This is a genomic window from Escherichia sp. E4702 (assembly GCF_963883545.1).
Classification (GTDB): domain Bacteria; phylum Pseudomonadota; class Gammaproteobacteria; order Enterobacterales; family Enterobacteriaceae; genus Escherichia.
On the sequence record NZ_CAWORF010000029.1, the window covers coordinates 89429 to 112558 of the forward strand.

Genomic DNA, 23130 nt, shown 5'->3' on the forward strand with positions numbered 1-23130 from the left:
TTGCCATGCGTGTATTTTTTATACACAGACTGAACCTGCCGTTATCATAGTAGATAAAAACAAATAGCTTTATAGTTTTAAGTGGTATAAATAATCTGTATAGCAGATTTTTAGGAAGGGTTGAGAATATGGGTAAGACACCTCAGAAAAACGACACACAAACCGATTGAATAGCAACCGCCTGATGTTGTTTATGATATTTGAAATCATATTCACGCTATAAGTAACAGGTTGTACCAGACCAGACATGAGATGTCACACAGAACAACAAATCTGGTAACCGATATCAATAAATTATATTAATAAATGATTTGCCTTGTTTTTTTCGCTAACGGAAAATACCTCTGATATGCGATAAACAGTTAACCTCGCATCATGTAATAAATAAAAAGAGGTATTATTATAATAAATAAAATATTACTCGGAATGGGTGTTCTGCGCGCAGCGACAGCTCGTATTGAATGGGTTTTCTCAACATTCCCATCGGTGTGCCTGTCTTTTTCAGGTGGAAAGGATTCCACGGTGCTTTTCCATCTTGTGGCAGAGGTGGCCCGCAGGAGAAAACGTCATTTCTCTGTTCTGTTCATTGACTGGGAGGCCCAGTATCGGTGCACCATTGAACATATTCAGAAGATGCGGGAAATGTACCATGATGTGACGGAAACCTTTTACTGGGTGGCACTTCCCCTGACTACGGTAAACGGTGTCTCTCAGTTTCAACCGGAGTGGATATGCTGGGAGTCTGGTGTGACCTGGGTTCGCCAGCCACCGGAATACGCCATTACGGATATGGCGTATTTTCCTTTTTACCGGTATGCCATGACTTTTGAAGAATTTGTTCCGGCATTTTCTTCCTGGTTTGCCGGTAACCGGTGTGGAGTGGCAGTGCTGACCGGTGTACGTGCAGATGAGTCCCTTAACCGGTTTATGGGACTGGTGTCCCAGCGCAAACTGAGATATGCCGATGATAAGCCCTGGACCACGGCATCGCCTGAAGGGTTTTACTACACCATGTATCCGCTGTATGACTGGAAAACTCGTGATATCTGGATATATCACACCAGAACCCGGGCTATCTACAATCCCCTGTATGACCTGATGCACCGTGCCGGTGTGCCGTTACGCAACATGCGTGTCTGTGAGCCTTTTGGTCCTGAACAGCGTAAGGGGCTGTGGCTTTATCATGTTCTGGAGCCGGAAACCTGGGCCAGGATGTGTGAGCGGGTGTCAGGGGCTACCAGCGGGGCGCTTTATGCCAATGAAAGCGGTGCCTATTTTGCCCTGCGTAAACGTATATCAAAACCGGCCCATCATACCTGGCGCAGCTATGCGATGTTCCTGCTGGATGTGATGCCGGAAAGAACGGCAGAACATTACCGCAACAAGATAGCCGTCTATCTCCGCTGGTATCAGACACGGGGATTTCCGGATGATATTCCGGATGAACAGGAGAATGACCTGGGCTGCCGGGATATCCCGTCCTGGCGACGTATCTGTAAGACTCTTATAAAGAATGATTTCTGGTGCCGAACCCTCTCCTTCAGTCCGAACAAACCCCGGCACTATGAACGTTATCTGCAGCGTATGAAGGAAAGGAGGAAGGAATGGGGGATTCTGTGACACCGGAGATACTTGGCAACATGATTCGTCAGTACTTCAGCCAGGAACGAGCAGAAGAAGAGACTATACAGGCCCTGAATCACCTGCGCAGGGTGCTTCATGAGGTCAGCCCTTTTGCGCAGGAGCCTGTGGACTGTGTGCTGTGGGTGAAAGCGGATGAAGTGGTGGCCAACGATTACAATCCCAATGTCATGGCGCCGGGTGAGAAGAAACTGCTGAAGCAGTCACTGGAGAAAGATGGTTTCACACAACCGGTGGTAGTGTCTGAGGAAAAGAACCATTACCTGGTGGTGGATGGTTTTCATCGCCAGGTGCTGGGCAGGGAAGCAGGTACGGGAAAACGCCTGAAGGGCTGGTTGCCAGTGACCTGTATTAATCCGGAAAGAAAGGGACAGGCCTCACGTATTGCTGCAACCATTAGGCATAACCGGGCCAGGGGTAAACACCAGATAACCTCAATGTCTGATATTGTCAGGGACCTGTCACGCCTGGGCTGGACGGATGAACGCATTGGTACAGAGCTGGGGATGGACCAGGATGAAGTGCTGAGGCTGAAACAGATTAGCGGACTGACGGAGTTGTTTCAGGAAGAGGATTTCAGCCCGGCATGGACGGTTCGCTGAGACCGTCATATATGAGCATTATTTCAGTGAGTTGATGTTTTGAGCAGGAAAAATAGTACCCCGGAAGTTGTGGAAGACATAATTGCGCAGAAACTGGAGGCTGCTGGTTGCTGGCGCAGAGCTTCTGCCCGCTGGCTTTTTGTCATGGGAAATGTTGAATGTACAGAAGCACAACGGGAGTGGTTGTTGTTGCGCCGGGAGCATTGTCTGGCACAGCTTCCCCCACCGCCACCAGATAAGCTGGACATCAGTGAAGTATCAAAAGCCGCGGATGCAACGCTAAAACGAATGGGGGTTATTACCCCGGCCGGAGCCGTATTCTGAGTGGATACGTTTGCATCGTTGCTGTGGTTTTATTAAAGAAAAATGCGGGGACGAGTGAATACGTGTATTCCTGCAACCCCGGTTTCTGTTAGTGATGTTTACGTTTCAGGCAAGCATTTGCTTTTATGCATAATTCCTGATAAAAAACAGCCAAGCCGCTGAATATTCTGGCTGTTTTATATGATGTGTATATTTTTGCTCTGTGCACGGCGAATAATCCACAGAAAGAATTAATTAACTCAATCACTCTGTTTACTGTTTTAGTCAGAGAGATATGATTGTTGATGTGGTAAGTGAAAGTTTTCAATGCCTTGAATCATCAGAAAACCTTTCGTACGGGATATACAACTTAAACTGCCCTCCCCCTCAGGAATGGCGTTGCAGAAACTGAATATAATCATCACCGGATACAGGGAAGGTTTAATCAGCGTTAGTCTTACACAGCATATTGTCTTCTTGTTCAGAACGTGTTGTTACCTGATGTTTTTTATTAGTTGCATTGTTATAATAAAAAAATAACTCACTCACTACCTGGATGACGTATTCAATTCTTGCCAAGCAACTACCAAAATAACCATTACTGACCCCGTTATTACTACAACTGACGGCTCTTGAATGTTTTAACACCATATATTCATGCAGGGCCTTTATGATTTTATTGCTGCGTATTGAGCTTAGTTCAATAATACACCAGAACTCATCCTCACTTACTTCTTCCATTGATATAACTGTATTTTTCTTCGATAAAACCGAATATATGTTGTGTCGGAAACGACTGTCTGAATTTCCCTCCATTAATCCTCTGACTGATTCGCCTCTGAATAATGTATTCATTTTTAATGGTGCTCCTGATCTCATTTAAAAACACAACAGAAGGATGGTTATTAAGAGATAAATATGCGGAATGCTCTTACATGCACTGTTTTAGTATATGTATACAGCATTTCGTGTATTTGCTAATTGTGACATTGCATATGTTTTACACTGTACTGTTTGCGCTTATTCCATGGTCTGCGCCGTGCGGTATAAACAACTTTGCTCCGGTAGTCGCAGTCATTACCCGAGCTTGGGTGAAAATAACGGTACAGATGAAAATACAAACCTTTTTTTAGCGAGTGTCGCCCAACCTTTCAGGCAGGGATGCCATCACCTGGTAATTACTGAGGAAATCCTGCATCACGGCAGACGCTGCCTCCGGAGCAGACAAATGAACAATACTTTATTAAAGAACGCTGTCCGTTGTATCTTTAAAAAACAGAGGACAAACGCATCATTATGGTCTGTGGTGTTTTCAGTTCGAAATTGTCTGTTGTCGTTATTTTAACGATTTAATTGATAATGATTTACAGACACGGCATCAGCCTGTTGTTCTTCGACAACCACAGGAATATACAGTGTACACATCACCTTACCCTGTTCATATTCCAGCACCATCACTTCAGGCTCTGCCCTTCTGACAGCCCGCATTTCCGGCAATATATTCAGATACAGATAATACATCTGTTCAATATGTGTCTCCCGTTCAGTCTCAAACCGAACCTTCAGATATTTTCCTTCACTGTACGGAAACACCTTACCTTCCTGCCCTCCGGGAATGCCAATACCATTAACAACCCGATAGTGATACTTTTTATCCGATACAGGCGTTGCCCGGGTCACAACCCACAGCTCTCCCTGACGTTGTGATTTTTCACCAAATATTCGCTCCAGATACGCACGTACTGTTGCATTGTCCAGATAATTATCCACTGTTCCATAAAAGACCACTTCCTCTCCCACGACCGTTCCGCCCGACAGGAATACTTCCTCCGGTCGGGAAATCTCATACTTTTTACGTATCGAACCTGACAGGGGAAAAAACACCCACTCTGGTTTTTCACGATACTGTGTCGGGGTCATTCCGGTACTTTTCCTGAATTCCCGGTTAAACGACTGCTGGGAGTCAAACCCCACACTGAGCGCAATATCCTGACATCCCCGTTGAGAAAAGCGCAGCAGCAACGCAGCGCGATTCAGTCGTCTGCGTCGGATATATTCCCCCAGCCCCATCCCCGTCACGGAATGAAACAGGCGCTGCAGATGTCGCCGACTGTACCCCGAATAAGCAGCAAGCGTAGCGATATCTGTACGACGTCCACTCTCCACTTCTGCATCAACATATTCCAGAATTTTTTCTGCCGTCATTCTGTGGAACTGATTTGCCATTTCCTTTCTCCTGTCAGGGGAGTGTGATACAGAATTTTGCTATCCTGTATGCTCTGTTTTACATGATAATCATGTTTGCCGGAAATAACTTATTCCTGGAATTACATGAATGCCGTGATTTTTCTCTGGATATATACCCCCTGATTCATATAGTAATATAACTATATATTCCGGGAGGTAACTGAACAGGCCTGCAGCAACCACTGACACAGACTCATGATAAAACAGTTCTGGTCTTACTGTTGTCCGGTTCCTGCACGGTGACCGGAGTGTTAGCGGGCACCGGTACATACTGGCGATGTGTTGTTACGTTGTGGCGTCATAAATTCACTGTTCTCCCTGTCCGACACTCAAAGTGATATGGACAGGATAAAGACATGTTTCCGAGCGATAATATAACGGCACTCAACTATTTCCGACTCTGTCAGTATCAGGCTGTTTACCACAAAAATCAGATTATTATAGTTTTTGTTATGTTCCCGGCTACACATAATATCAAATGATGCATAGCTGAACTATTATCCTATACTCGTTGTGAATATTAATTCTGGTGATAAAAATATGCAGGCACCGTTAAAAACATTTTTTATTCCCCCTCCGGAAATACCGACACAACACGGCCCCGACAACATCCTGTATGACTTTAATGATGGAGCACGGGTGCTCCTTCCTGAAGGTAAATGGCATGTGCGCCTGCTGGATGCAGATTCCGGAAATATTCTTTTCTGTTGTGACATCAATAATGGCTGGGTGACCAGCAGCAAGAAATATTTTGTGCGCTTCCGTATTCAGGTATTCCGTCAGGGCGAAGAGACTCCCCTGCTGGATGAAACGCTGAACCTGACGGACCGTGATGTTCTGATTTCATTCCCCACCGGTACTCTGGGTGACCTGCTGGGCTGGTTCCCTTATGCCGAACGTTTTCAGTCCCTGCATCAGTGCCGGCTGGAGTGCACAATGGCGCAGGACATCATTGACCTGCTGGCACCACAATATCCGCAGATATGTTTCTCCACGCCGGAGAAACCACGCACAACTGAACCTTATGCAACATACCGGGTGGGGCTCTATTTTGGTGGTGACACAAATAACCAGCCGGTGGATTTTCGTCAGGTCGGTTTCCATCGTTCAGCCGGTTACATTCTGGGCGTTGACCCACGGGAAGCACCGGTCCGGCTTGACCTGTCCGCCTCCCGGACTGTCCGGGAGCCTTATGTGTGCATCGCCACACAATCCACCTGCCAGGCAAAATACTGGAATAACGGCACCGGCTGGAGTGAGGTCGTTGCTCACCTGAAATCGCTGGGCTACCGGGTGCTGTGTATTGACCGGGAGGCTCATTACGGTCAGGGGTTTGTCTGGAATCACATTCCCTGGGGAGCGGAAGACTTTACCGGCAGTTTTCCGCTACAGGAGCGGGTTAATCTGCTGCGTCATGCCAGCTTCTTTATTGGTCTGGCCAGTGGGCTGTCATGGCTGGCATGGGCAACCGGTATTCCGGTGGTGCTGATAAGTGGCTTCAGCCTGCCGAACAGTGAGTTTTATACCCCGTGGCGGGTGTTCAACTCCCATGGTTGTAACGGATGCTGGGACGATACATCACTGAATTTTGACCACAGGGATTTTCTGTGGTGCCCGAGACATAAAAACACGGACCGGCAATTTGAATGCACCCGACTGATAACAGGCACACAGGTTAATGGCGTTATCAGCAGACTCCATGCCTCCCTGATGAAGCAGGGAGATAAAACCTGTCTTACAAAAGGAACGAATAATGAACAAGGTTTATAACACTGTATGGAATGAATCCACCGGGATGTGGGTCGTTACCTCAGAACTGACCCGTAAAGGCGGTCGTCGTCCCCGGCAAATCAGGCGTACCGCACTGGCGGGGCTGATTGCTGGCCTGCTTCTGCCATCTGCTCCTGCTCTGGCGGTGGATTATAACAATAATATTCTGGGGAACGAAGGAACGCCCTTCACAATGTTGCTGAATGCCGGTGATACGGCGACAGATACCACCATTAACTATGATGGAGCCCAGTCTGTCGCCAGTGGAGGCAGCGCCACAAATACCACTATAAACGGTGGTTCCCAAAGTGTTTATGGCGGTAGTGCCACAAATACAACCATTAATAATGGAGGCACTCAGCATGTCGTTGGTGGCCGTGTCACGGATACCACCATTAACGATGGCGGCAGGCAATGGCTTGACGACGGAGCCACTGCTACGAACACCATTATTAACAATAACGGCAGCATGAGTGTCAGGGACGGCGTTAGTGCCACAAACACTATTATTAACAATAGAGGCAGTATGGCTGTCGAAGTCGGCGGTAGTGCCACGAGCACCACCATTAACAGTGGTGGTTTCCTGTCCGTCTCCGGGGGCGCCAGTGCAGTAGACATTACCCAGAACAGCGGCGGAGCTATTTCTGCAGACACTTCTACCACCCTGAGTGGCACCAACTCTAACGGCAGCTTCAGTATTGCCGGTGGCAGTGCCGTCAATATGCTGCTGGAGAATGGTGGATACCTGAGTGTTAATAGTGGTCATCAGGCCACAAGCACCACCATTAACAGTGGCGGTGGGCTATCTGTCTACGGGGGCGCCAGTGCTGTTGACATTACTCAGAACAGCGGCGGGTCTATTTCTNCAGACACTTCTGCCACCCTGAATGGCACCAACACTAACGGCAGCTTCAGCATTGCCGGTGGCAGTGCCGTCAATATGTTGTTGGAGAATGGTGGATACCTGAGTGTTAATAGTGGTCATCAGGCCACGAACACTATTATTAACAATAGCGGTGGTATGGCTGTCGAATTCGGCGGTAGTGCAACGAACACCACCATTAACAGTGGTGGTTACCTGTCCGTCTTCAGGGGCGCCAGTGCAGCTGACATTACTCAGAACAGCGGCGGGGCTATTTCTACAGACACTTCTGCCACTCTGAGTGGTACCAACATTAACGGCAGCTTCAGTATTGCCGGTGGCAGTGCCAGTAATATGCTGCTGGAGAACGGTGGTTCTCTGAGAGTTTATAGTGGTCACCTGGCCACGAACACCATTATTAACAACGGCTGGATGGAGGTCGAGGGCGGTAGTGCCACAAGCACCACCATTAACAGTGGTGGTAAGCAGAATATCTTCAATGGCGGCAGTACAACGAGCACCACCATTAACAGCGGGGGAATACTGGATGTCTACAACGGCGCCAGTGCAGTTGACATTACCCAGAACAGCGGCGGGGCTATTTCTGCAAACACCTCTGCCACTCTGAGTGGTACCAACATTAACGGCAGCTTCAGTATTGCCGGTGGCAGTGCCAGTAATATGCTGCTGGAGAACGGTGGTTCTCTGAGAGTTTATAGTGGTCACCTGGCCACGAACACCATTATTAACAATAGCGGCAGAATGAATGTCGAAGGTAGTGCAACGAACACCACCATTAACAGTGGTGGTGGCCTGTCCGTCTCCGGGGGCGGCAGTACAACGAACACCACTATTAACAGTGGCGGTGGGCTGTCTGTCTACGGGGGCGCCAGTGCAGTTGACATTACTCAGAACAGCGGCGGGTCTATTTCTACAGACACTTCTGCCACCCTGAATGGCACCAACACTAACGGCAGCTTCAGCATTGCCGGTGGCAGTGCCGTCAATATGTTGTTGGAGAATGGTGGATACCTGAGTGTTAATAGTGGTCATCAGGCCACGAACACCATTATTAACAATAGCGGCAGAATGAATGTCGAAGGTAGTGCAACGAACACCACCATTAACAGTGGTGGTGGCCTGTCCGTCTACGGGGGCGGCAGTACAACGAACACCACTATTAACAGTGGTGGTTTCCTGTCTGTCAACGGTGGCAGTGCAGTTGACATTACTCAGAACAGCGGCGGGGCTATTTCTACGGACACCTCTGCCACTCTGAGTGGTACCAACATTAACGGCAGCTTCAGCATTGCCGGTGGCAGTGCCGTCAATATGCTGCTGGAGAATGGTGGATACCTGAGTGTTAATAGTGGTCATAACGCCAGCGACACAACTGTTGGCAGTGGCGGTATGCTGGATGTCCGGAGCGGCGGTGTACTTCGTGGTACCACCACCCTGACAGATAAAGGGACGCTCGCCGGTGGTACGTTCACAAATGTCACAAATGAAGGAAACCTGTATTTCCTCAACAACAGTGCGGCGACCTTTGCGGGTACCCTGACGGGGAGCGGTACCCTGACCCAGGAAGGCGGAAATACCCGCTTCAGCGGACTGTTGTCTCAGGATGGCGGGATTGCTCTTCAGAGTGGCGCTGCAATGACGATGGTTACCCTTCAGGCGAACGCTAATGTGACGACACAACCAGGCACCACCCTGACGCTGGATAACGGAAGCATCCTGACGGGGAGCGTTACAGGGGACAACACTGGTGCAGGTGACATGACGGTTAAGGGAGCCTCTGTCTGGCATCTCGATGGTGACTCCACTGTCGGTGCATTAACGCTGGATAACGGGACTGTCGATTTCCGTCCGTCAGCCACCACGCGCCTGACGCAGGCTTTCCGGCCGGTTTCACTGGTGTCTGAAAGTCTTTCAGGTAACGGGACATTCCGGATGAACACGGATATAGCATCTCATACCGGAGATATGCTGAATGTGACGGGGAATGCCAGTGGCAATTTTGTGCTGGACATCAGAAATACCGGTCTTGAACCTGTTTCCGCAGGCACACCACTTCAGGTCGTTCATACCGGCAGTGGCGATGCTGCGTTCAGCCTGAACGGCGGGAAAGTGGATGCCGGTACCTGGGAATACTATCTGAACAAGGAAAATACTGACTGGTACCTGAAAGCTGACAGTAGTCAGCCAGGAACAGATAACCCAGGAACAGATAACCCGGGAACAGATAACCCAGGAACAGATAATCCAGGAACAGATAACCCGGTACCTCCGGTACGCCATACAACAAAATCGGCTGATGCTGTGCTGAATATGGCAACGGCACCGGTCTATGTGTTCAACAGTGAGCTTCAGAGTCTGCGTTTTCGTCACGGCGATGTCATGCAGAATACCCGTTCACCGGGTGGTGTCTGGGGACGGTACACCGGGTCAGATACCCGTATCGGCGGTGGTGCCGGCTCAGGTTATTCACTGACCCAGAGCGGAATGGAAACCGGCGGCGACACCGTATTTGACCTGAATGACAGCAGGCTGGCTGTGGGGGCTTTTGTATCCTATACCGATAACAGCATCAGCCATAACCGTGGTGGCAGCAGTACTGTCGGAAGTACCGGCGGTGGTCTGTATGCAACCTGGTTTAACAATGATGGTTACTATGTGGATGGCGTTATCAAAGTTAACCGTTTCAGGAACGAACTGCGCACCTGGATGAGTGACGGCACGGCAGTGAAAGGCGATTATCATCAGAATGGCTTTGGTGGCAGCCTGGAAGCAGGCAGAACCTTCAGTCTGAATGAAAACACCTGGATTCAGCCTTATCTCCGTAGTACGGCATTCCGGGCAGAATCAAAGGATATCAGTCTGGATAATGGTATGAAGGCGAAAGCAGGGACAACCAAATCGCTTCAGGGTGAAGTGGGTGTGAACCTCGGGATGAATCTTGATGTTGCCGGAACTGTTGTCAGACCGTATCTGACGACTGCAGTGAGCCATGAGTTTTCGGATAACAACAGAGTCCGGATAAATGACAGCTATAACTTTACTAACGATATCTCAGGCACCACAGGGAAATACGGTGCCGGGGTGAGTGCTCAGCTGACAGCGAATGCCGGGGTGTGGGCAGAAGCGAGTTACCAGAATGGCGAGAATACAGAATCGCCAGTAACAGGTAGCGTTGGTTTCCGGATTAATTTCTGATACGGAAAAAGGGGCAGTAACGGGCGCTCTTATACTTGTTACTGCCCCTGTCGGCAAAAGGAAACAACACGCTGAAAAACGCCCACATTCACCATCTTTACACTTGTTATTTTAAATGAACAGGGCCACAACGTCCTCAGTGCTGTGGCCAGACAGAAATTAATATCCGACGCTTCTGAGATGAATACGGGCCACTGATTCATCTTCCGCCCAGTAAATCCGTTCAGCGACCATGGCTTCGGGGTTTAGCTGTACGTCACGTAGTACACGCTCTTTGAAGCGCAGATAGCCCCCCCTGTCAATGAGATGTCCCATATGGAGATACACTGGTTTGCCGTCCAGCATTTCTTTTTCAAACTCAAACAGATTAGTGATGACCTGTCTGATGACATCCTCAGTAACCCAGTTAAGGAATAACTTACCCATGCGGGGCGTTTTTTTTACCGGTTCGTCCTCCCAGACGAACCTGCCAGAACTCCTGTGGCTGACGCTGCCAGGCGAGGGTGGGACACGCCAGAACACATTCTCCGCATCCGATACAGAGCGATTCTTCCTTTGTGGCTTTTCCGTTCTTTAATGACAGGCACCCCACGGCGTGGTGAGCACAGGCTTTCACACAGGCGCCACATCCGATGCAACGTTCTGCCGTAAAACGCATTCTGGCCACACCAGTAATGCCAAAATCTGACATGGACGCTTTGGCACAGTCATTCGGGCACCCGGCAATGACGGTTTTCAGGTGATAGGCACTGGGATAAATGAGCTTTTCCAGCCGCCGGGATAAACCTGTGGTGTCGGTGTTGGCTTTCTGGCAAATCCGGTTACCCTGGCAGGCGACAATGTTACGTCCGCCAATTGCCAGATATCCGGCTTTCGGATCATCAACCTGAACATCGCACAGTTCCATTTCGATTTCGCGAATGAAAGGCTCCAGGGCAGCATTCACCTTGTCGATATCTTCGTAACGAATACCGGGCATGGCCAGTTTCTGGCGGGTGGTCAGATGAATCTGGCCATTACCCCAGGTTTCAGCAATGTCGCGCGCCACGGTCAGCAGGTGAGCGGGTAAAATACCGCCGGGTATACGTACGCTTATCATGGCTTCGCCGCGGACTTTGGACAGGCGATACTCGTTGTTTGCCCGGGTCTTAATGATATCAATATCCACACTCATCATTTTTCCTCAGTCTGTAAACTGACGGGCCACGGCATAGTTGAAAACCGGACCATCGACGCAGACATAGACATCCCCCATGCGGCAGTGACCGCATTTCCCCACTGCACAGGCCATCCGGCGTTCATAATCCACCCAGATTTGTTCCGGCGGCAGCCCTTTTTCCAGCAACATCTGTACGGTGAATTTAATCATCACGGGAGGACCAACAACAATCGCCTGCATGGTGCTGATATCTTCAAATGTCAGTGCTGCCAGATGGTCAGTGACCCGCCCGGTACGGTAACGTTCATCCGCTTTGCCTTCATCCAGGGTAAGAATGAGATTGTGGTGCCGATGCCAGTTCGCCATCTCTTGTTTATACAGCACACAGTCCCGGTTTCTGTAACCGAAAATCATGTCAAGCCGGTTGATTTCCTGCGGATTTTCGACGAAATAGCGCATCAGTCCCTTGACCGGCGCAACGCCGGTACCGCCGGCAATGACCACCAGAGATTTGTGACGGAAGGCATCGACAGGGTAGCCGTTACCATAGCAGCCACGCAGCCATACCCTGTCGCCCTCACGGAGGGTAAAAAGCGCGCCGGTCACTTTGCCGACATTGCGGATAAGCAGGTCTATCCAGCCCTCTCCGCAGTCAGAAACAGAAATGGGCGCCTCTCCGACACATGGCAGGGAGACTTGGACAAACTGTCCCCAGCGGGCCGGGAAATCGACTTCCACACGGAAATTCCACTCCTGTGGTGTATGACGGGTGATGGAAATAATGCGGTATGCAGCAGGCAACAGGCTGTGCTTTTCTTTATCGTGACAGGAACACTTTGACACAGGTTATGCCTCCCCGGAGAGTGCCAGCCGGACAGCGGCAGTCATTTTATTGATAATACGTGAGAATTTAATGTACTGAGGACATCGGTCATCGCAGCGTCCGCAGCCCACGCACATATGCTCAGTACCATTGCGGGCTTTGTAATCATTGACTTTATGAAGTGCACGGTAACGTAAACGTTCTCCCGCAGACTGGCGAAAACTGTGCCCGCCGGCCATATCGCTGAAGCCAGGTACCATACAGCTGGCCCACTGGCGGCGGCGTTCACCGCGCTGAGGATTTTCGTCATAAGCCACATCAAAAACGCTGTAGCAGGTACAGGTCGGACACCCGGTTGTGCAGCGCCCACATCCAATACAGCGGCTGTTGTACTCATCCCAGAGCGGATGATTGATAATAATGTCGCGAATTCTTTGGGGGGACTGACAGATTTTTTCAGGGAGGGTAACCTGTTCCGGGTTTTCGCTGACGAAGACAGGCTCATATTCTGTGCGCTGTCCCATTCCCTGTAAGGCTTCTTCAAAAAAAGCATCCTTAATAAAAACACTGGCGCCGTCATCACTGAAACGCATTGCCGCGCTGTAATTATCAGTTTTATTGCTCCCCATGGAGACACAGAAACAGTTTTCAAAACTTTGCGAACACTCAATCAGAACAAAACGGATATGTTCACGCAATCGCTGATAACTGTAATCAGAATTATTTCCGTTTGATAAATACATATAATCCAGCCGCGACATGGCATTAATGTCACAGGCGCGGGCAAATATCAGCACCGGCGTGGTATCCGTCTCCGCAATCTGGATAGTGTCTTTATTAAAATAAAAGAGCGTTTCTGTTATCGGTGAAATAACCGTATTGGGTGACATGTGGGATTTCTCCTGCCAGACCAGGTCATCCCATCCACGGATTTGCTGATAAATAATGTTATCCGTATCAGCAAAACGCCCGCCGCGAAACTCGGCTGAAGGCGCCAGGACGCGCCATTGCGTGCTCAGTCGCCGGATTAACAGACTGAACTCTTCAGGCGTGATTTTAACCGCCATCACATACTCCATTACCTGTCAGTGAAGGATACATTTGAGAAAATAACGATACTGTTTTTACGCTAACGCTAAAGCGTTAACAGTAACAACGGAAAAAACAGATTTTTGTTATCACTATAATGAATAAGTGGTACTTTAATTACCCATACTGGATAACGCTGCGGGACGATGTCCACCGGAACAACAAATGCTGTTTCCGTTCACGTATACTGTACGGCGGCGGAAAGATCTGGCTGCATGAAATATGCCGAAAACAAGATGACAACAGTGAGTGATTAACGAAGATATATTGCAGTGGAGAAGCCGACGAGAGTATCTGACCGGGCGATTTATGCTTTCCCTATTTATCAGCGATTGATAAAGTTTCGCCTACTGATTTTTTATACGAATTTTACTTCTGTATGCGTACACGAATTGACTGTCTGACGGATAAAAACTGTTTTACAGAACAAATGAATCGCACCGTCTTCGCCGGGGGGGGGGGTGAATAAAAAATACATCATTGCCATATCAGCAGATTGCCCGGGAATTGAAAACGCCCCGTGAACGGCTGAAGTATATGCCGGAGGCAGGTTTACGGGTGACCGCGCCAGACAGCCTATTCTGATTTGGCAATCAGTGTATTGCGGCTGATATCCCGGAGTTGAGAAGAGCCGGAGTGCCGGTGGTGACTACGAATTTCCACATTTGTTATGCTGCCTGCAGTCGCAAAGAAACGGACTGCCAATAAAACACGGCAGATGTACCGTTTGGTTTTGCTATAGCTACCATTTTGGACAGATCGGACCTTCAGAGGACGTCAATGAGGACAAATCCCCTGACAGGGGAAAGCTAAAAAACGGGTTAAATACTAAGTTCCAGGTTGTCAGAATGGATGAGAGGTGCAAACACGCAATTTTTATTTTTGTTGATACTTTAATACACCATCTAAAATAAGATTGTTCGCCTCCCGATGCAAAACTAATGTCTCGAGATATCCTGGTTTTAACTTCCACCATCTCATATCTTTTGCAATGCGAGAGAGGCAATGATTATGAGTAAACACAACAGCGTTTTTACTCTGATACGATAAGTCTAAAATTTTCCTCACAGGTGATTCACCATTATTTGATAAACTTACTATAGTGGGGCTGACTCCATTTGAGAAAAAACAAGCTGTTTGTCTGGTTCTGGTTGTGTTTGTTGAATAGAGATTATAGCTCCCGGTTATATCACTCAAATCCTTACCCAGCAGAATCGCTTTTTGCGTGCCATTGACAGTTATTCCATCCGGTTCAGAAAAACATTGATTTTTTGAACGATCACACCTTTCTCCGTGTCTTATTATAAGAATGGTAGGGTATCTCTTACTAATTTCACATGCCTGCTTTATATCCAAATATCTTGGTCTTTTTAACACTGAGACAACAACTACCGCAAGCACTAAAAATGTTACCAATGTTGCAAATACTGTCTTTAGTTTAACTGATGATAATTTCTCAAATGAAAACATCTATATTAACCTTTGTAATAACAGAATAGAAGTTGATAGACGAAGTTATCTTTACAGGGCAGAAGGCGTCGCTTCCGAATTACGGAGAGACTGTCTACCAGAAATAAACATCTTCGTTCATCTAAGGGAAGCACTAAAATAAAAATTCAATATGATAACAAAATCAACATCACACCAAAAAGAAATCCATAAATTTTTACGGGAAGCTATTTTATGGGAAATATCATACAATATTGAATCATTCAGAACGCAAACCGTATTTATCACATCTAGTTTTTTTACTCTTTACAAATGAAGCGAACTGGTCAGCTGATAATGGGGGGGAGAAATAATACCCCTGAAATAATTTTACCCCCTGTTTTTTTAACCACTCATACTGCCATTTATTTTCAACACCTTCTGCAATCACTCGCAAAGAAAACTTGTTTGCAGCAAACATAACGCATTCAGCCAGACGGTGTGAAGATAGAGCTTCATCCACACGATAAATGAATGAACTCCCTATTTTCATAAACTCTGCATTAACCCTAGATAACATATCAAGATTTGAATATTTTGTTCCAAAATCGTCCAGTGCCACAGATATATTTTCTCTGTCCAGATTATCAAGAAATATACTATCTTCTGAAGAGTTCCCCCATTCTCTGTGCTCCGTCAATTCACAAACCAGCACAGGGCAGAGTTGAATAAGACGCTTCTGGAGCAGTTTACATGCACAAATCATTTCCGCTGAATTATTGTCTGGCGCCCCCGCATTAAAAGTGATTAACATACCAACCGGTAAAAATGGTTTTAAAGACAGTAAAATATCGGCGGTCTTTCTTAATAGTATATTTGTCATAAATCCGGATAGCCCGGCATGAACCACCTGAGAAATAAACAGGTCGGGAGATAACACCCTGCCATCGGGCATATTCCAGCGAGCCAGAACTTCAACACCACATAAATTAGAGTCAGCATCCACTACGGGCTGAAAAAATGGCAAACATTCCTCAGCCATATGTAGCTTACTGGAAAATATATTATAACAGTCAGAGTTACTATACATGCCCACCCCTTCTAAAGGATAGCTGCAGACTAAAGTAATTGTATACCATATTGTTATTCGGTGCATAAATAAAGAGATTACTTTTTCTCATTCAGGACCTGTGTTCAGTAATCTCTTTATGGCAGAGTCCCTGTTGTATCTGATTGGCACTCTGCTCATTTTATTACGGATATGTGGCAGAAATATTCACTGGTATAACAAAATTCCCGGGTTTAGTCGCATTTACTCGGTATTCAAACTGAAATGTCGCATCGTAACTTTGCCCTGCATAGTTCGGATTCACAAGTTCCGGTAATGTGAGGGTATAGTCCGTTGTGGTATTCGCAACATTTGATGTGAACTCTATTTTCGATGGCATAAACCCATTGAGTGTGAGCTCGGCATGATCGACAGCGATAGTTCCCATCGGGGATTGTAGCGTTGCAGATGTCGGCGTTACTGACATCGAATTGACAGCACTGGTTACGTAATGTCCCGTTGCATTAATATAAGAACCATCACCACCACGACACATACGAATAGTTATATCAAATCTTTCAGGTCCCCCATCCACGGTCACCGGAGTAGGAAAGCTCACGGCTTGTGAACCATACCATCCCGTCCCAATTCCTGTTTTACGCCAGCTCTGTCCTGAGGGAAGCCATTGACCAAATTTCCCCCCCCAGTCACTCTTCCTACCAACCTGTGATGCAATCCCATTAAAATCTGTCACAGGCACGTTTTCGAGGTATGTCTGATTTCCATTAAAATGAGATGTTAACCCCATTTGCACATTCCAGTCGACATTATTTTGTGCTGAAGTTATAACACCACTGCTGAATGCACAGTCACCAGTAACACTACTGACCTCATAATTGTTATCCTGGTTATTAAACTGTAGCTTATATATTTTACTGGTTTTTCTGTAAGACGATTGTGTTATAAGATTTTTTTCGTATATAACAGTCGCAAAAACCGGTAATGAAGAGATGATCCCCACACATAAAAAAAGGAATGTGAATACATTCAAAAAACAGGGCTTAAACGTAAAGTTAAAGTTCCGTACTTTTACCGCGATTTGCGCAAAAATAACAAAGCATCTTTTTAACATTATAATGGACTCTTTTGCTGAAATGAGTTTCATTAAAATCTCCCGTTCTGAATAGCAATCCAATCGACTGGTGTAATGCCTGACTATTCTGTATCAAAGCAACAGTCACGAATCTTGCGTATTCATGGATATCTCTGATATGCATTTTTATCATTCATGACGGAAACTCTCACATTTCATGAATATTCATCAAAAATGACGTCGTGCAGGTCGGTGCTATGACGGATAATATATGAACATTCGGAACTCCCATAAGAGAACACAGGCGAGAGCGCCAGTAATAATGCTTCCGGTCTTTGTTTGCTGATGGTTTTCGGGATAGTTTCTGAAGAAAACTTATTCTGTCCATACACTCTTTCTTATATATGTAAAAGGGCGTGGGCGCTTCATCCCGCCCCCCTCCTGCTGTTTTTATAATACTGTCTTTCAACACTGCCAGCGGCAGGGAACCGTCGACAATATTTATTGTTGAAAATAATCGTTGCATCTCTTTCACCTGTCCGGGAACCAGAAATATTGTCCTGCAGTAGCGCACATCATCAGATGCTCTGAACATTGAGAATAAAGACAACCAGTTCAAAAGTGGCACTGCACTCAGCGCTATTATCAGTATATCTCCTTTGGTCGGTTCGGTTTCTTTCCTGAGTCTGACATCATAATTTTCTGCTTTCAGCAGTGCGCTTAACCCCAGCATCTCATACTCACAGAAACCATCTATAATGATTCGTTGTTGTATCATAAATACATTATGGATATATAACTTCAAATGTCACTGCAGCCTTAACCGGACCAAACTGATCTGTGTTATGGACTTCCGTTACCGGTGTAATGACACACTGGCGCTCACCGGTTGCGGCGGTACTGTCACTGCAGAATGCATCAGAATCTAGCCCTGTCAGTTTTACAGGCGTATTATTGTTCTCCAGCCATAAATATGTTCCATTTGGCTTACCGTCCTTTGTTAACAACATTTGCAGCTTATCATTCGACGATTCCAGTTGCCCCTGTGAAACAGAACCTTTAATTGCCGTCTTTACTGGTATATTCCCTGCGCATGCCCACTTTATTTCAAGCGGTGAGTGTTTTTTCGCTGCTCCCGGTGTTAATGTTCCCAGGCTATAAAATTGCGTTGGGATGGATATATCACAACTGGGGGCAGTGAATGTTGCATTAATGGTAAATGTGGCCGTTTTGGTATCTGCACTCCGGACATTCGCAGAAAAGCCGACAACACTCACAGATAATGCCGCTATCAGCACAGGATTAATGAATTTCATAATTCTGTACTCCCCCCCAGTCATTTATCGCGGCAATGTTAAGGCTCCCACGGACACTAACCCCCAGAGATACACTGCTAAAGGGTGCCAGCAGCGTTAATTCTTTTGTAACCTTATCGCTGAGTTTCAGCTCCCTGCCATTGGTTTGCACACCGACAATTGCCATATAGTAGGGGGTCGGGTTTTTAATCCAGGTTTTATCTCCCCTTTGCTCCATGGTCAGTTTCTTCTCAGCATTTTCCCTCCCGTTCTTAAGACCGGATGGACGATAAATCAGCTTCACTCTGGAGTTCATCGCAATCGCCAGAACACTGCCATGGCTTTCTTTAACATCTGGTTTTGGCGGTACTTCCTGTACATTCAACCAGAATAACGATTCACGGTCTGTGGGTAATGAGGAATCTGTTTTCATGATTCGGATAATCTGTTTTTGTTTTGCGCCGACTTTAAAAAAAGGAGGCTGAGGAACCATGTAGATACCATTTCCCTCACTGGTATTATCCACCCATACCTGCCCCCCATACATCTGACCGGCATTATTGGTGACTTCAAAGGTAATATTTTTTTTTATTTTCATCATAAATGAAGCGCGTCCCATTCAGTACAAACGCAGCCATAGCCTGGCTACAGAATGCGAATGAGAGCACAACTGCAATCGCCGTTTTAGCTACTTTATTCACAACGAATCTCCTGAACTTTATTGGTGTTAGCCTGTAAACCTTTCATGGAAAAATGACACTGCATTCCATTTCCCATATCAATGCGGATCTTTTCTGGTTCAGTCAGCATATTCATTAGCAGAACACCGTTTGTGGATATAAACCCGGCATTCAGTCCCTGTTCTGTGGAGGCTTCACCACCTGTAAGGTATTTACCCTGCTTATCCTTCACACGCAGGATGTAACGAAGTACGTTCTCAAAACCAAATTTTCGGTAAACCATCGCCTTTTCAGTCGGAACCACTTTGTAGGATGTCGTGCTGAAATCCATGTCGTCAGGGACGTTTTCCATGTTAATGTTAATGCTGTTTTCTGCATACCCGGACAACCACACTACAGTGTTACCATTTCGGTCAGTAGGCATGGAGTTGTTGAACTTGATTCCACTGACACCCGGTACGCTGACAATAGCGACAGTATCGGAAGACTCTTTTGTAAAGAGAGGTCCGGTTTCGCGGGTCCCTAACACAGAGCCGGAGATGCCTCCGGAGAAGCTGGTCTGTCCGTCACCCTGGCGCGAATGTGTCTGCGATACTCCAATATTTGTCTGAACAGCGTCAAACGCATAGCTGGCCGATGCCGATGCGCCCCGCTGACCACGGGAACTGATATCCGCATTGAGGTTATAGTTAACGCGATCATTCACTGAAGCTGAAATGCTTGTATTGAACGTTGAACCATTGCTCCGGTTATATCCCACACTGTTACTGGCGTAATGCTGTATCCCCCTGAAGTCAAAAGGTATGCTGACACTCACCGACGCTGAATAATCCGCTTTATCAGTATTTGCGTAACGGTTATATGAACCGTTCAGGAACACAGATACCGAATCAAAAGCTGAAGTGCTCAGCGACAAGGTCGCCCCGGTATCACTCCCGTCTCTGTCCCAGTAATTCTGGTGCCACCACGCTCCACTCAGATAAGTCGTATCAAACCGATGAGACAGACGCGCCTCATACCGTGATTTCTGATTACCGTGAATAAAAGTGCGATGGGGATCAAATTCTGCATAATCCACATACCCTTTGTCCTGATAACGATATGTCAGAAGCTGCAGGTCTGTTCTGTCTGTAAAGTTTTTGGCGTACTTGACACTGACGTTCTGGCCTTTCTTTTCATCCCCATTGTTATAGCGGGCTTTAGCTGTCTGGGCACTCAGGGATAACGCCCCCAGCTCACCAAACGGTTTCGTTACGCCAATCCCTGCCGACTGATAGCGATTGTTTAACAGTATTGCCGAATTCAGCGTTGCGCTGGAAAAACCATAGTCAACACTGCCCAGCCAGAAGAGTCCGTTATCCGACGAGAACGCCTTATTCAGTTCATTACTTTGATTTTTCTTACCCATGGCAAAGTCGTACTGGAAATCACCTGGCCTTAACAACGTCGGCAGAGTAGTGACCGGATAAACCTGAACCGTCTTATGCCCGTTATCATCCTCTAACGTTACAACCAGATCGCCATTTCCGGTTGGCCGAAGGTCATCAAGACGATAAGGGCCTGCCGGAACCATGCGGGAATAAATCGTATAGCCGTTCTGGGTCACGGTTACCCGTGACGGGCCTGAAGCGATCCCCGAAATATCCGGTGCATATCCGCGTGCCTCCCACGGGCGCATGTTACTGTTAGAGCGAACTGATACGCCATAAAAATTAAAATCAGAAAATAACTCTGTCTGAGTTTGCGATTTTCCCAGTAATAAATCCCCCTGGATTTGACTGATTGCCGTGGACAATGTCATATCACTGGAGGTGAATTCTGTTTCTCCTCCTGAGCGGGATACGTTAATATTACTGGATAATACCCATCGCCCGACATTGAAACCAAGGTCAAAATTTCCGAAGGCATTTAATTTGTCATTTGTTGTTTTATTGAAGTTAGCATAATACTTTAGCCGTCCTCCGGTAACACCGTAATCCCATCGTGACGGGTCACTTTTACTGAGCAGATAAGCCTGAGGAATATCAAGCAGCAGTTTCTGCGCACTGTAATCAAAAACTACCTGTGTATGATTTTTTTTAGCCAGCTCATAACAGTTCTTTTCTCTGTTATAAACATCATCATATTTACTGGCATCCAGCATTACACCTGCACTGTTTATCCATTCCGGAGAGAAACAGAGCATATTGTTTTTTTCATCTGCCGGTGTAATGTTTAACTCAGCCGTACCGGTTTTTTCATTGTTAACAAATACATCCACACTGTATTGTCCCTGAGGATAAGCATAATCAGATTTTAGAATCGAAGGAATTATGCTGGTCCCCTGGATAAAATCCAGATTTAAGTCCGTAGCATATCCGAGATGCGTATAAATACTCATCGCTAACAAAGAAATCTTTGGTAGTCGCGATAAGCTCATATCATCCTCCATCGGCTTATATTTGTTATCTGTTTAAGGTGTTTTTAATACCGCTAATGAATAGCATCAGCGGTATTGGTGAGATTAGTTATAAGTTATTGCGTAAGCAGCAACGCCCTGATAATCGCCAGGGGTGGTTCCACCTTTCAATTTTGCCTGGAATTTAAAACCATCTGAATTAGCATTATTTGCATCAAATTCAATACTGGTATTAGAAGATGTTACCTGAGTGTTTGCTGTGTTTTGTGCATTCATTGCTGTCAGTTTTACGACAGCGTCGGTAGCCTTACCGGTACTATTTTTCAAGCCTTCGGCATCAAAGTTGCCATACCATGTTATGGTTGCAGTCTTACCTGCCAGGTTACCACACTGTGTTGGATTAACGGGTTTAAATGAGAATTCCGTCGGTGTCTGGCTTTCTGCATTTGGAGCCACAGTGCCCAGCTGAATAACATCCGTCATGCTACCGCCATTATTTACAGCAACATCGCAGGTTACGGATGTAACGTTACCAAAAAAATGAACTTCGCTTTGCTGTGCTGCGTTAACAGTAGCAGTCGCGAATACCAGAGCGATAAGAGAACCAGGATATAATTTATTCATAACTTAAAACTACCATTGTTGACATTACTTGGGTGATTTTATATGTGTGTTACAAAAACACGCACATATAAAACATTTGTGAAAGTATGTTTTCTTTATTTTATAAAACCACTTAATTTACTTCATTTTCAGGCGTTTTGCAGAGAGAGAATAACTCATTAACTACCTGAATAACATGTTCCACTCTTGCCAGACAACTTCCGAAATATCCATTGCTGACTCCATTATTATTGCAACTAACGCTCCTTGGATGTTTTAAAACCAGATAATCATACAAAGCCTTTATAACTTTATCGCTACGAATAGAACACAACTCAACAATACACCAGAATTTATCTTCACTTATTTCTGTTGTTGGTATGACTGTGTTTTTCTTTGATAAAATTGAACTGAAGCGATGTCGACAATAACCACCTGAAAGATCTTCCACCCTCCCTCCTTTCTTTTCACTAAAAAAAGAAGCAACAAAAAAATAAGTACCACCCGACCTCTTTTTAAATAATAACAAACCAAAGCGGCTGAAAAAACAATCAACTTTGGTTACTAAGACCAAAAGCATAAAACAAAACAGAATAAAAAACCAAAAAAAATAAAGAAAATAGATTAAAAATCTATTTTCTTTAAATTTTATAGCACCATTGTTCGTTTTATTAGTTGGAAATGTCTTTTATATGGCAATAAATTGTCTATTTTTATCATTTACATAACCTAAATTTTATATAAAGCTTATCTAAAATTCCGATTAACCCTGATGGGAAATTATCTCCTCCACACTAAACTACCTATTATTAGGTAGTCGATTAGTAAGTATAAGAATTATCATCAGGTTAGATAACTACTAAATCAGTCTTT

The 23130-nt window shown here is 46.2% G+C and carries 17 protein-coding genes and 3 pseudogenes; 6 read left to right on the plus strand and 14 right to left on the minus strand.

The window, feature by feature from the left end; translation table 11 throughout:
• The first annotated feature begins 426 nt into the window (after positions 1–426).
• The 3 genes from AACU94_RS18565 (at position 427) to AACU94_RS18575 (ending at position 2567) form a co-directional block, all read left to right on the plus strand.
• Positions 427–1620: a phosphoadenosine phosphosulfate reductase gene (locus AACU94_RS18565; protein ID WP_135490015.1), complete on the plus strand. Its 1194-nt coding sequence runs from the start codon at positions 427–429 to the stop codon at positions 1618–1620.
• Entirely contained in the window at positions 1605–2243 is a 639-nt protein-coding gene (locus AACU94_RS18570) for an IbrB-like domain-containing protein (RefSeq protein WP_135490016.1), read from the plus strand. Before AACU94_RS18565 ends, AACU94_RS18570 begins: the two co-directional genes overlap by 16 nt.
• A gap of 78 nt (positions 2244–2321) precedes the next feature.
• Positions 2322–2567, plus strand: coding sequence for a PerC family transcriptional regulator (locus AACU94_RS18575; RefSeq protein ID WP_135490079.1), 246 nt, complete (start codon positions 2322–2324; stop codon positions 2565–2567).
• Positions 2568–2987: 420 nt separating this feature from the next.
• Here the strand turns inward: AACU94_RS18575 and AACU94_RS18580 are convergent, their stop codons facing one another.
• Together AACU94_RS18580 and AACU94_RS18585 are read right to left on the minus strand one after the other, a co-directional pair.
• Entirely contained in the window at positions 2988–3401 is a 414-nt protein-coding gene (locus AACU94_RS18580) for an adhesin biosynthesis transcription regulatory family protein (RefSeq protein WP_240726512.1), read from the minus strand.
• Positions 3402–3887: 486 nt separating this feature from the next.
• On the minus strand, positions 3888–4772 hold the full coding sequence (locus tag AACU94_RS18585; RefSeq protein ID WP_135490017.1) for a helix-turn-helix domain-containing protein: 885 nt from the start codon (positions 4770–4772) through the stop codon (positions 3888–3890).
• 561 nt (positions 4773–5333) lie between these two features.
• On the opposite strand from AACU94_RS18585, the gene AACU94_RS18590 reads away from it, so the two are divergent.
• Together AACU94_RS18590 and AACU94_RS18595 are read left to right on the plus strand one after the other, a co-directional pair.
• Positions 5334–6563 (plus strand): autotransporter strand-loop-strand O-heptosyltransferase, encoded by a 1230-nt coding sequence (locus AACU94_RS18590; RefSeq protein WP_135490018.1) that lies wholly within the window; start codon positions 5334–5336, stop codon positions 6561–6563.
• Positions 6547–10641 carry an AIDA repeat-containing protein gene (locus AACU94_RS18595; protein ID WP_135490019.1) on the plus strand — a complete coding sequence of 1365 codons (4095 nt, stop codon included), beginning with the start codon at positions 6547–6549 and terminating at the stop codon, positions 10639–10641. The genes AACU94_RS18590 and AACU94_RS18595 overlap by 17 nt, the downstream gene beginning before the upstream one ends.
• A 159-nt stretch (positions 10642–10800) precedes the next feature.
• On the opposite strand, the pseudogene asrC reads toward AACU94_RS18595, so the two are convergent.
• From asrC to asrA, 3 genes and pseudogenes are all read right to left on the minus strand, one after another.
• Positions 10801–11815 (minus strand): annotated as a pseudogene (asrC, locus tag AACU94_RS18600) (sulfite reductase subunit C).
• A 9-nt stretch (positions 11816–11824) separates the two neighbouring features.
• Positions 11825–12643: an anaerobic sulfite reductase subunit AsrB gene (gene asrB, locus AACU94_RS18605; RefSeq protein WP_135490020.1), complete on the minus strand. Its 819-nt coding sequence runs from the start codon at positions 12641–12643 to the stop codon at positions 11825–11827.
• A gap of 3 nt (positions 12644–12646) precedes the next feature.
• A complete protein-coding gene (gene asrA, locus AACU94_RS18610) occupies positions 12647–13690 on the minus strand; it encodes an anaerobic sulfite reductase subunit AsrA (protein WP_135490021.1) in 1044 nt (347 codons plus the stop codon).
• Between the two features lie 490 nt (positions 13691–14180).
• Here asrA and AACU94_RS18615 point away from each other — a divergent pair.
• Positions 14181–14420: pseudogene (locus AACU94_RS18615) on the plus strand (hypothetical protein); the annotation flags it as partial.
• Positions 14421–14588: 168 nt separating this feature from the next.
• On the opposite strand, the gene AACU94_RS18620 reads toward AACU94_RS18615, so the two are convergent.
• From AACU94_RS18620 to AACU94_RS18660, 9 genes and pseudogenes are all read right to left on the minus strand, one after another.
• Positions 14589–15182 (minus strand): lipopolysaccharide core heptose(II)-phosphate phosphatase, encoded by a 594-nt coding sequence (locus AACU94_RS18620; RefSeq protein ID WP_135490022.1) that lies wholly within the window; start codon positions 15180–15182, stop codon positions 14589–14591.
• 238 nt (positions 15183–15420) lie between these two features.
• Positions 15421–16182 (minus strand): EAL domain-containing protein, encoded by a 762-nt coding sequence (locus tag AACU94_RS18625; RefSeq protein WP_339379167.1) that lies wholly within the window; start codon positions 16180–16182, stop codon positions 15421–15423.
• 211 nt (positions 16183–16393) lie between these two features.
• On the minus strand, positions 16394–17353 hold the full coding sequence (locus AACU94_RS18630; protein WP_135490024.1) for a hypothetical protein: 960 nt from the start codon (positions 17351–17353) through the stop codon (positions 16394–16396).
• Positions 17354–17489: 136 nt separating this feature from the next.
• Complete coding sequence (locus AACU94_RS18635; RefSeq protein ID WP_135410524.1) at positions 17490–18059, minus strand: hypothetical protein; 570 nt, start codon at positions 18057–18059, stop codon at positions 17490–17492.
• Between the two features lie 7 nt (positions 18060–18066).
• Positions 18067–18597, minus strand: a complete 531-nt coding sequence (locus tag AACU94_RS18640) for a fimbrial protein (RefSeq protein WP_135490025.1) — start codon at positions 18595–18597, stop codon at positions 18067–18069.
• Positions 18584–19277 (minus strand): annotated as a pseudogene (locus AACU94_RS18645) (fimbrial chaperone). The gene AACU94_RS18640 and the pseudogene AACU94_RS18645 overlap by 14 nt, the downstream one beginning before the upstream one ends.
• Entirely contained in the window at positions 19270–21675 is a 2406-nt protein-coding gene (gene pefC / locus AACU94_RS18650; protein ID WP_135490026.1) for a PefC/AfrB family outer membrane usher protein, read from the minus strand. The pseudogene AACU94_RS18645 and the gene pefC overlap by 8 nt, the downstream one beginning before the upstream one ends.
• Before the next feature lie 84 nt (positions 21676–21759).
• Positions 21760–22278, minus strand: coding sequence for a fimbrial protein (locus AACU94_RS18655; protein WP_135490027.1), 519 nt, complete (start codon positions 22276–22278; stop codon positions 21760–21762).
• Positions 22279–22390: 112 nt separating this feature from the next.
• Complete coding sequence (locus AACU94_RS18660; RefSeq protein WP_135487875.1) at positions 22391–22708, minus strand: PapB/FocB family fimbrial expression transcriptional regulator; 318 nt, start codon at positions 22706–22708, stop codon at positions 22391–22393.
• Positions 22709–23130 lie beyond the last annotated feature (422 nt).

What these genes read in the sequence shown, in the direction of transcription:
- AACU94_RS18565 (WP_135490015.1), top strand. Translation starts at nt 427, where the DNA reads ATGGGTGTTCTGCGCGCAGCGACAGCTCGTATTGAATGGGTTTTCTCA.
- AACU94_RS18570 (WP_135490016.1), top strand. Translation starts at nt 1,605, where the DNA reads ATGGGGGATTCTGTGACACCGGAGATACTTGGCAACATGATTCGTCAG.
- AACU94_RS18580 (WP_240726512.1), bottom strand. Translation starts at nt 3,401, where the DNA reads ATGAATACATTATTCAGAGGCGAATCAGTCAGAGGATTAATGGAGGGA.
- AACU94_RS18585 (WP_135490017.1), bottom strand. Translation starts at nt 4,772, where the DNA reads ATGGCAAATCAGTTCCACAGAATGACGGCAGAAAAAATTCTGGAATAT.
- AACU94_RS18590 (WP_135490018.1), top strand. Translation starts at nt 5,334, where the DNA reads ATGCAGGCACCGTTAAAAACATTTTTTATTCCCCCTCCGGAAATACCG.
- asrA (WP_135490021.1), bottom strand. Translation starts at nt 13,690, where the DNA reads ATGGCGGTTAAAATCACGCCTGAAGAGTTCAGTCTGTTAATCCGGCGA.
- AACU94_RS18620 (WP_135490022.1), bottom strand. Translation starts at nt 15,182, where the DNA reads ATGTTTTCATTTGAGAAATTATCATCAGTTAAACTAAAGACAGTATTT.
- AACU94_RS18625 (WP_339379167.1), bottom strand. Translation starts at nt 16,182, where the DNA reads ATGGCTGAGGAATGTTTGCCATTTTTTCAGCCCGTAGTGGATGCTGAC.
- AACU94_RS18630 (WP_135490024.1), bottom strand. Translation starts at nt 17,353, where the DNA reads ATGAAACTCATTTCAGCAAAAGAGTCCATTATAATGTTAAAAAGATGC.
- AACU94_RS18635 (WP_135410524.1), bottom strand. Translation starts at nt 18,059, where the DNA reads ATGATACAACAACGAATCATTATAGATGGTTTCTGTGAGTATGAGATG.
- AACU94_RS18640 (WP_135490025.1), bottom strand. Translation starts at nt 18,597, where the DNA reads ATGAAATTCATTAATCCTGTGCTGATAGCGGCATTATCTGTGAGTGTT.
- pefC (WP_135490026.1), bottom strand. Translation starts at nt 21,675, where the DNA reads ATGAGCTTATCGCGACTACCAAAGATTTCTTTGTTAGCGATGAGTATT.
- AACU94_RS18655 (WP_135490027.1), bottom strand. Translation starts at nt 22,278, where the DNA reads ATGAATAAATTATATCCTGGTTCTCTTATCGCTCTGGTATTCGCGACT.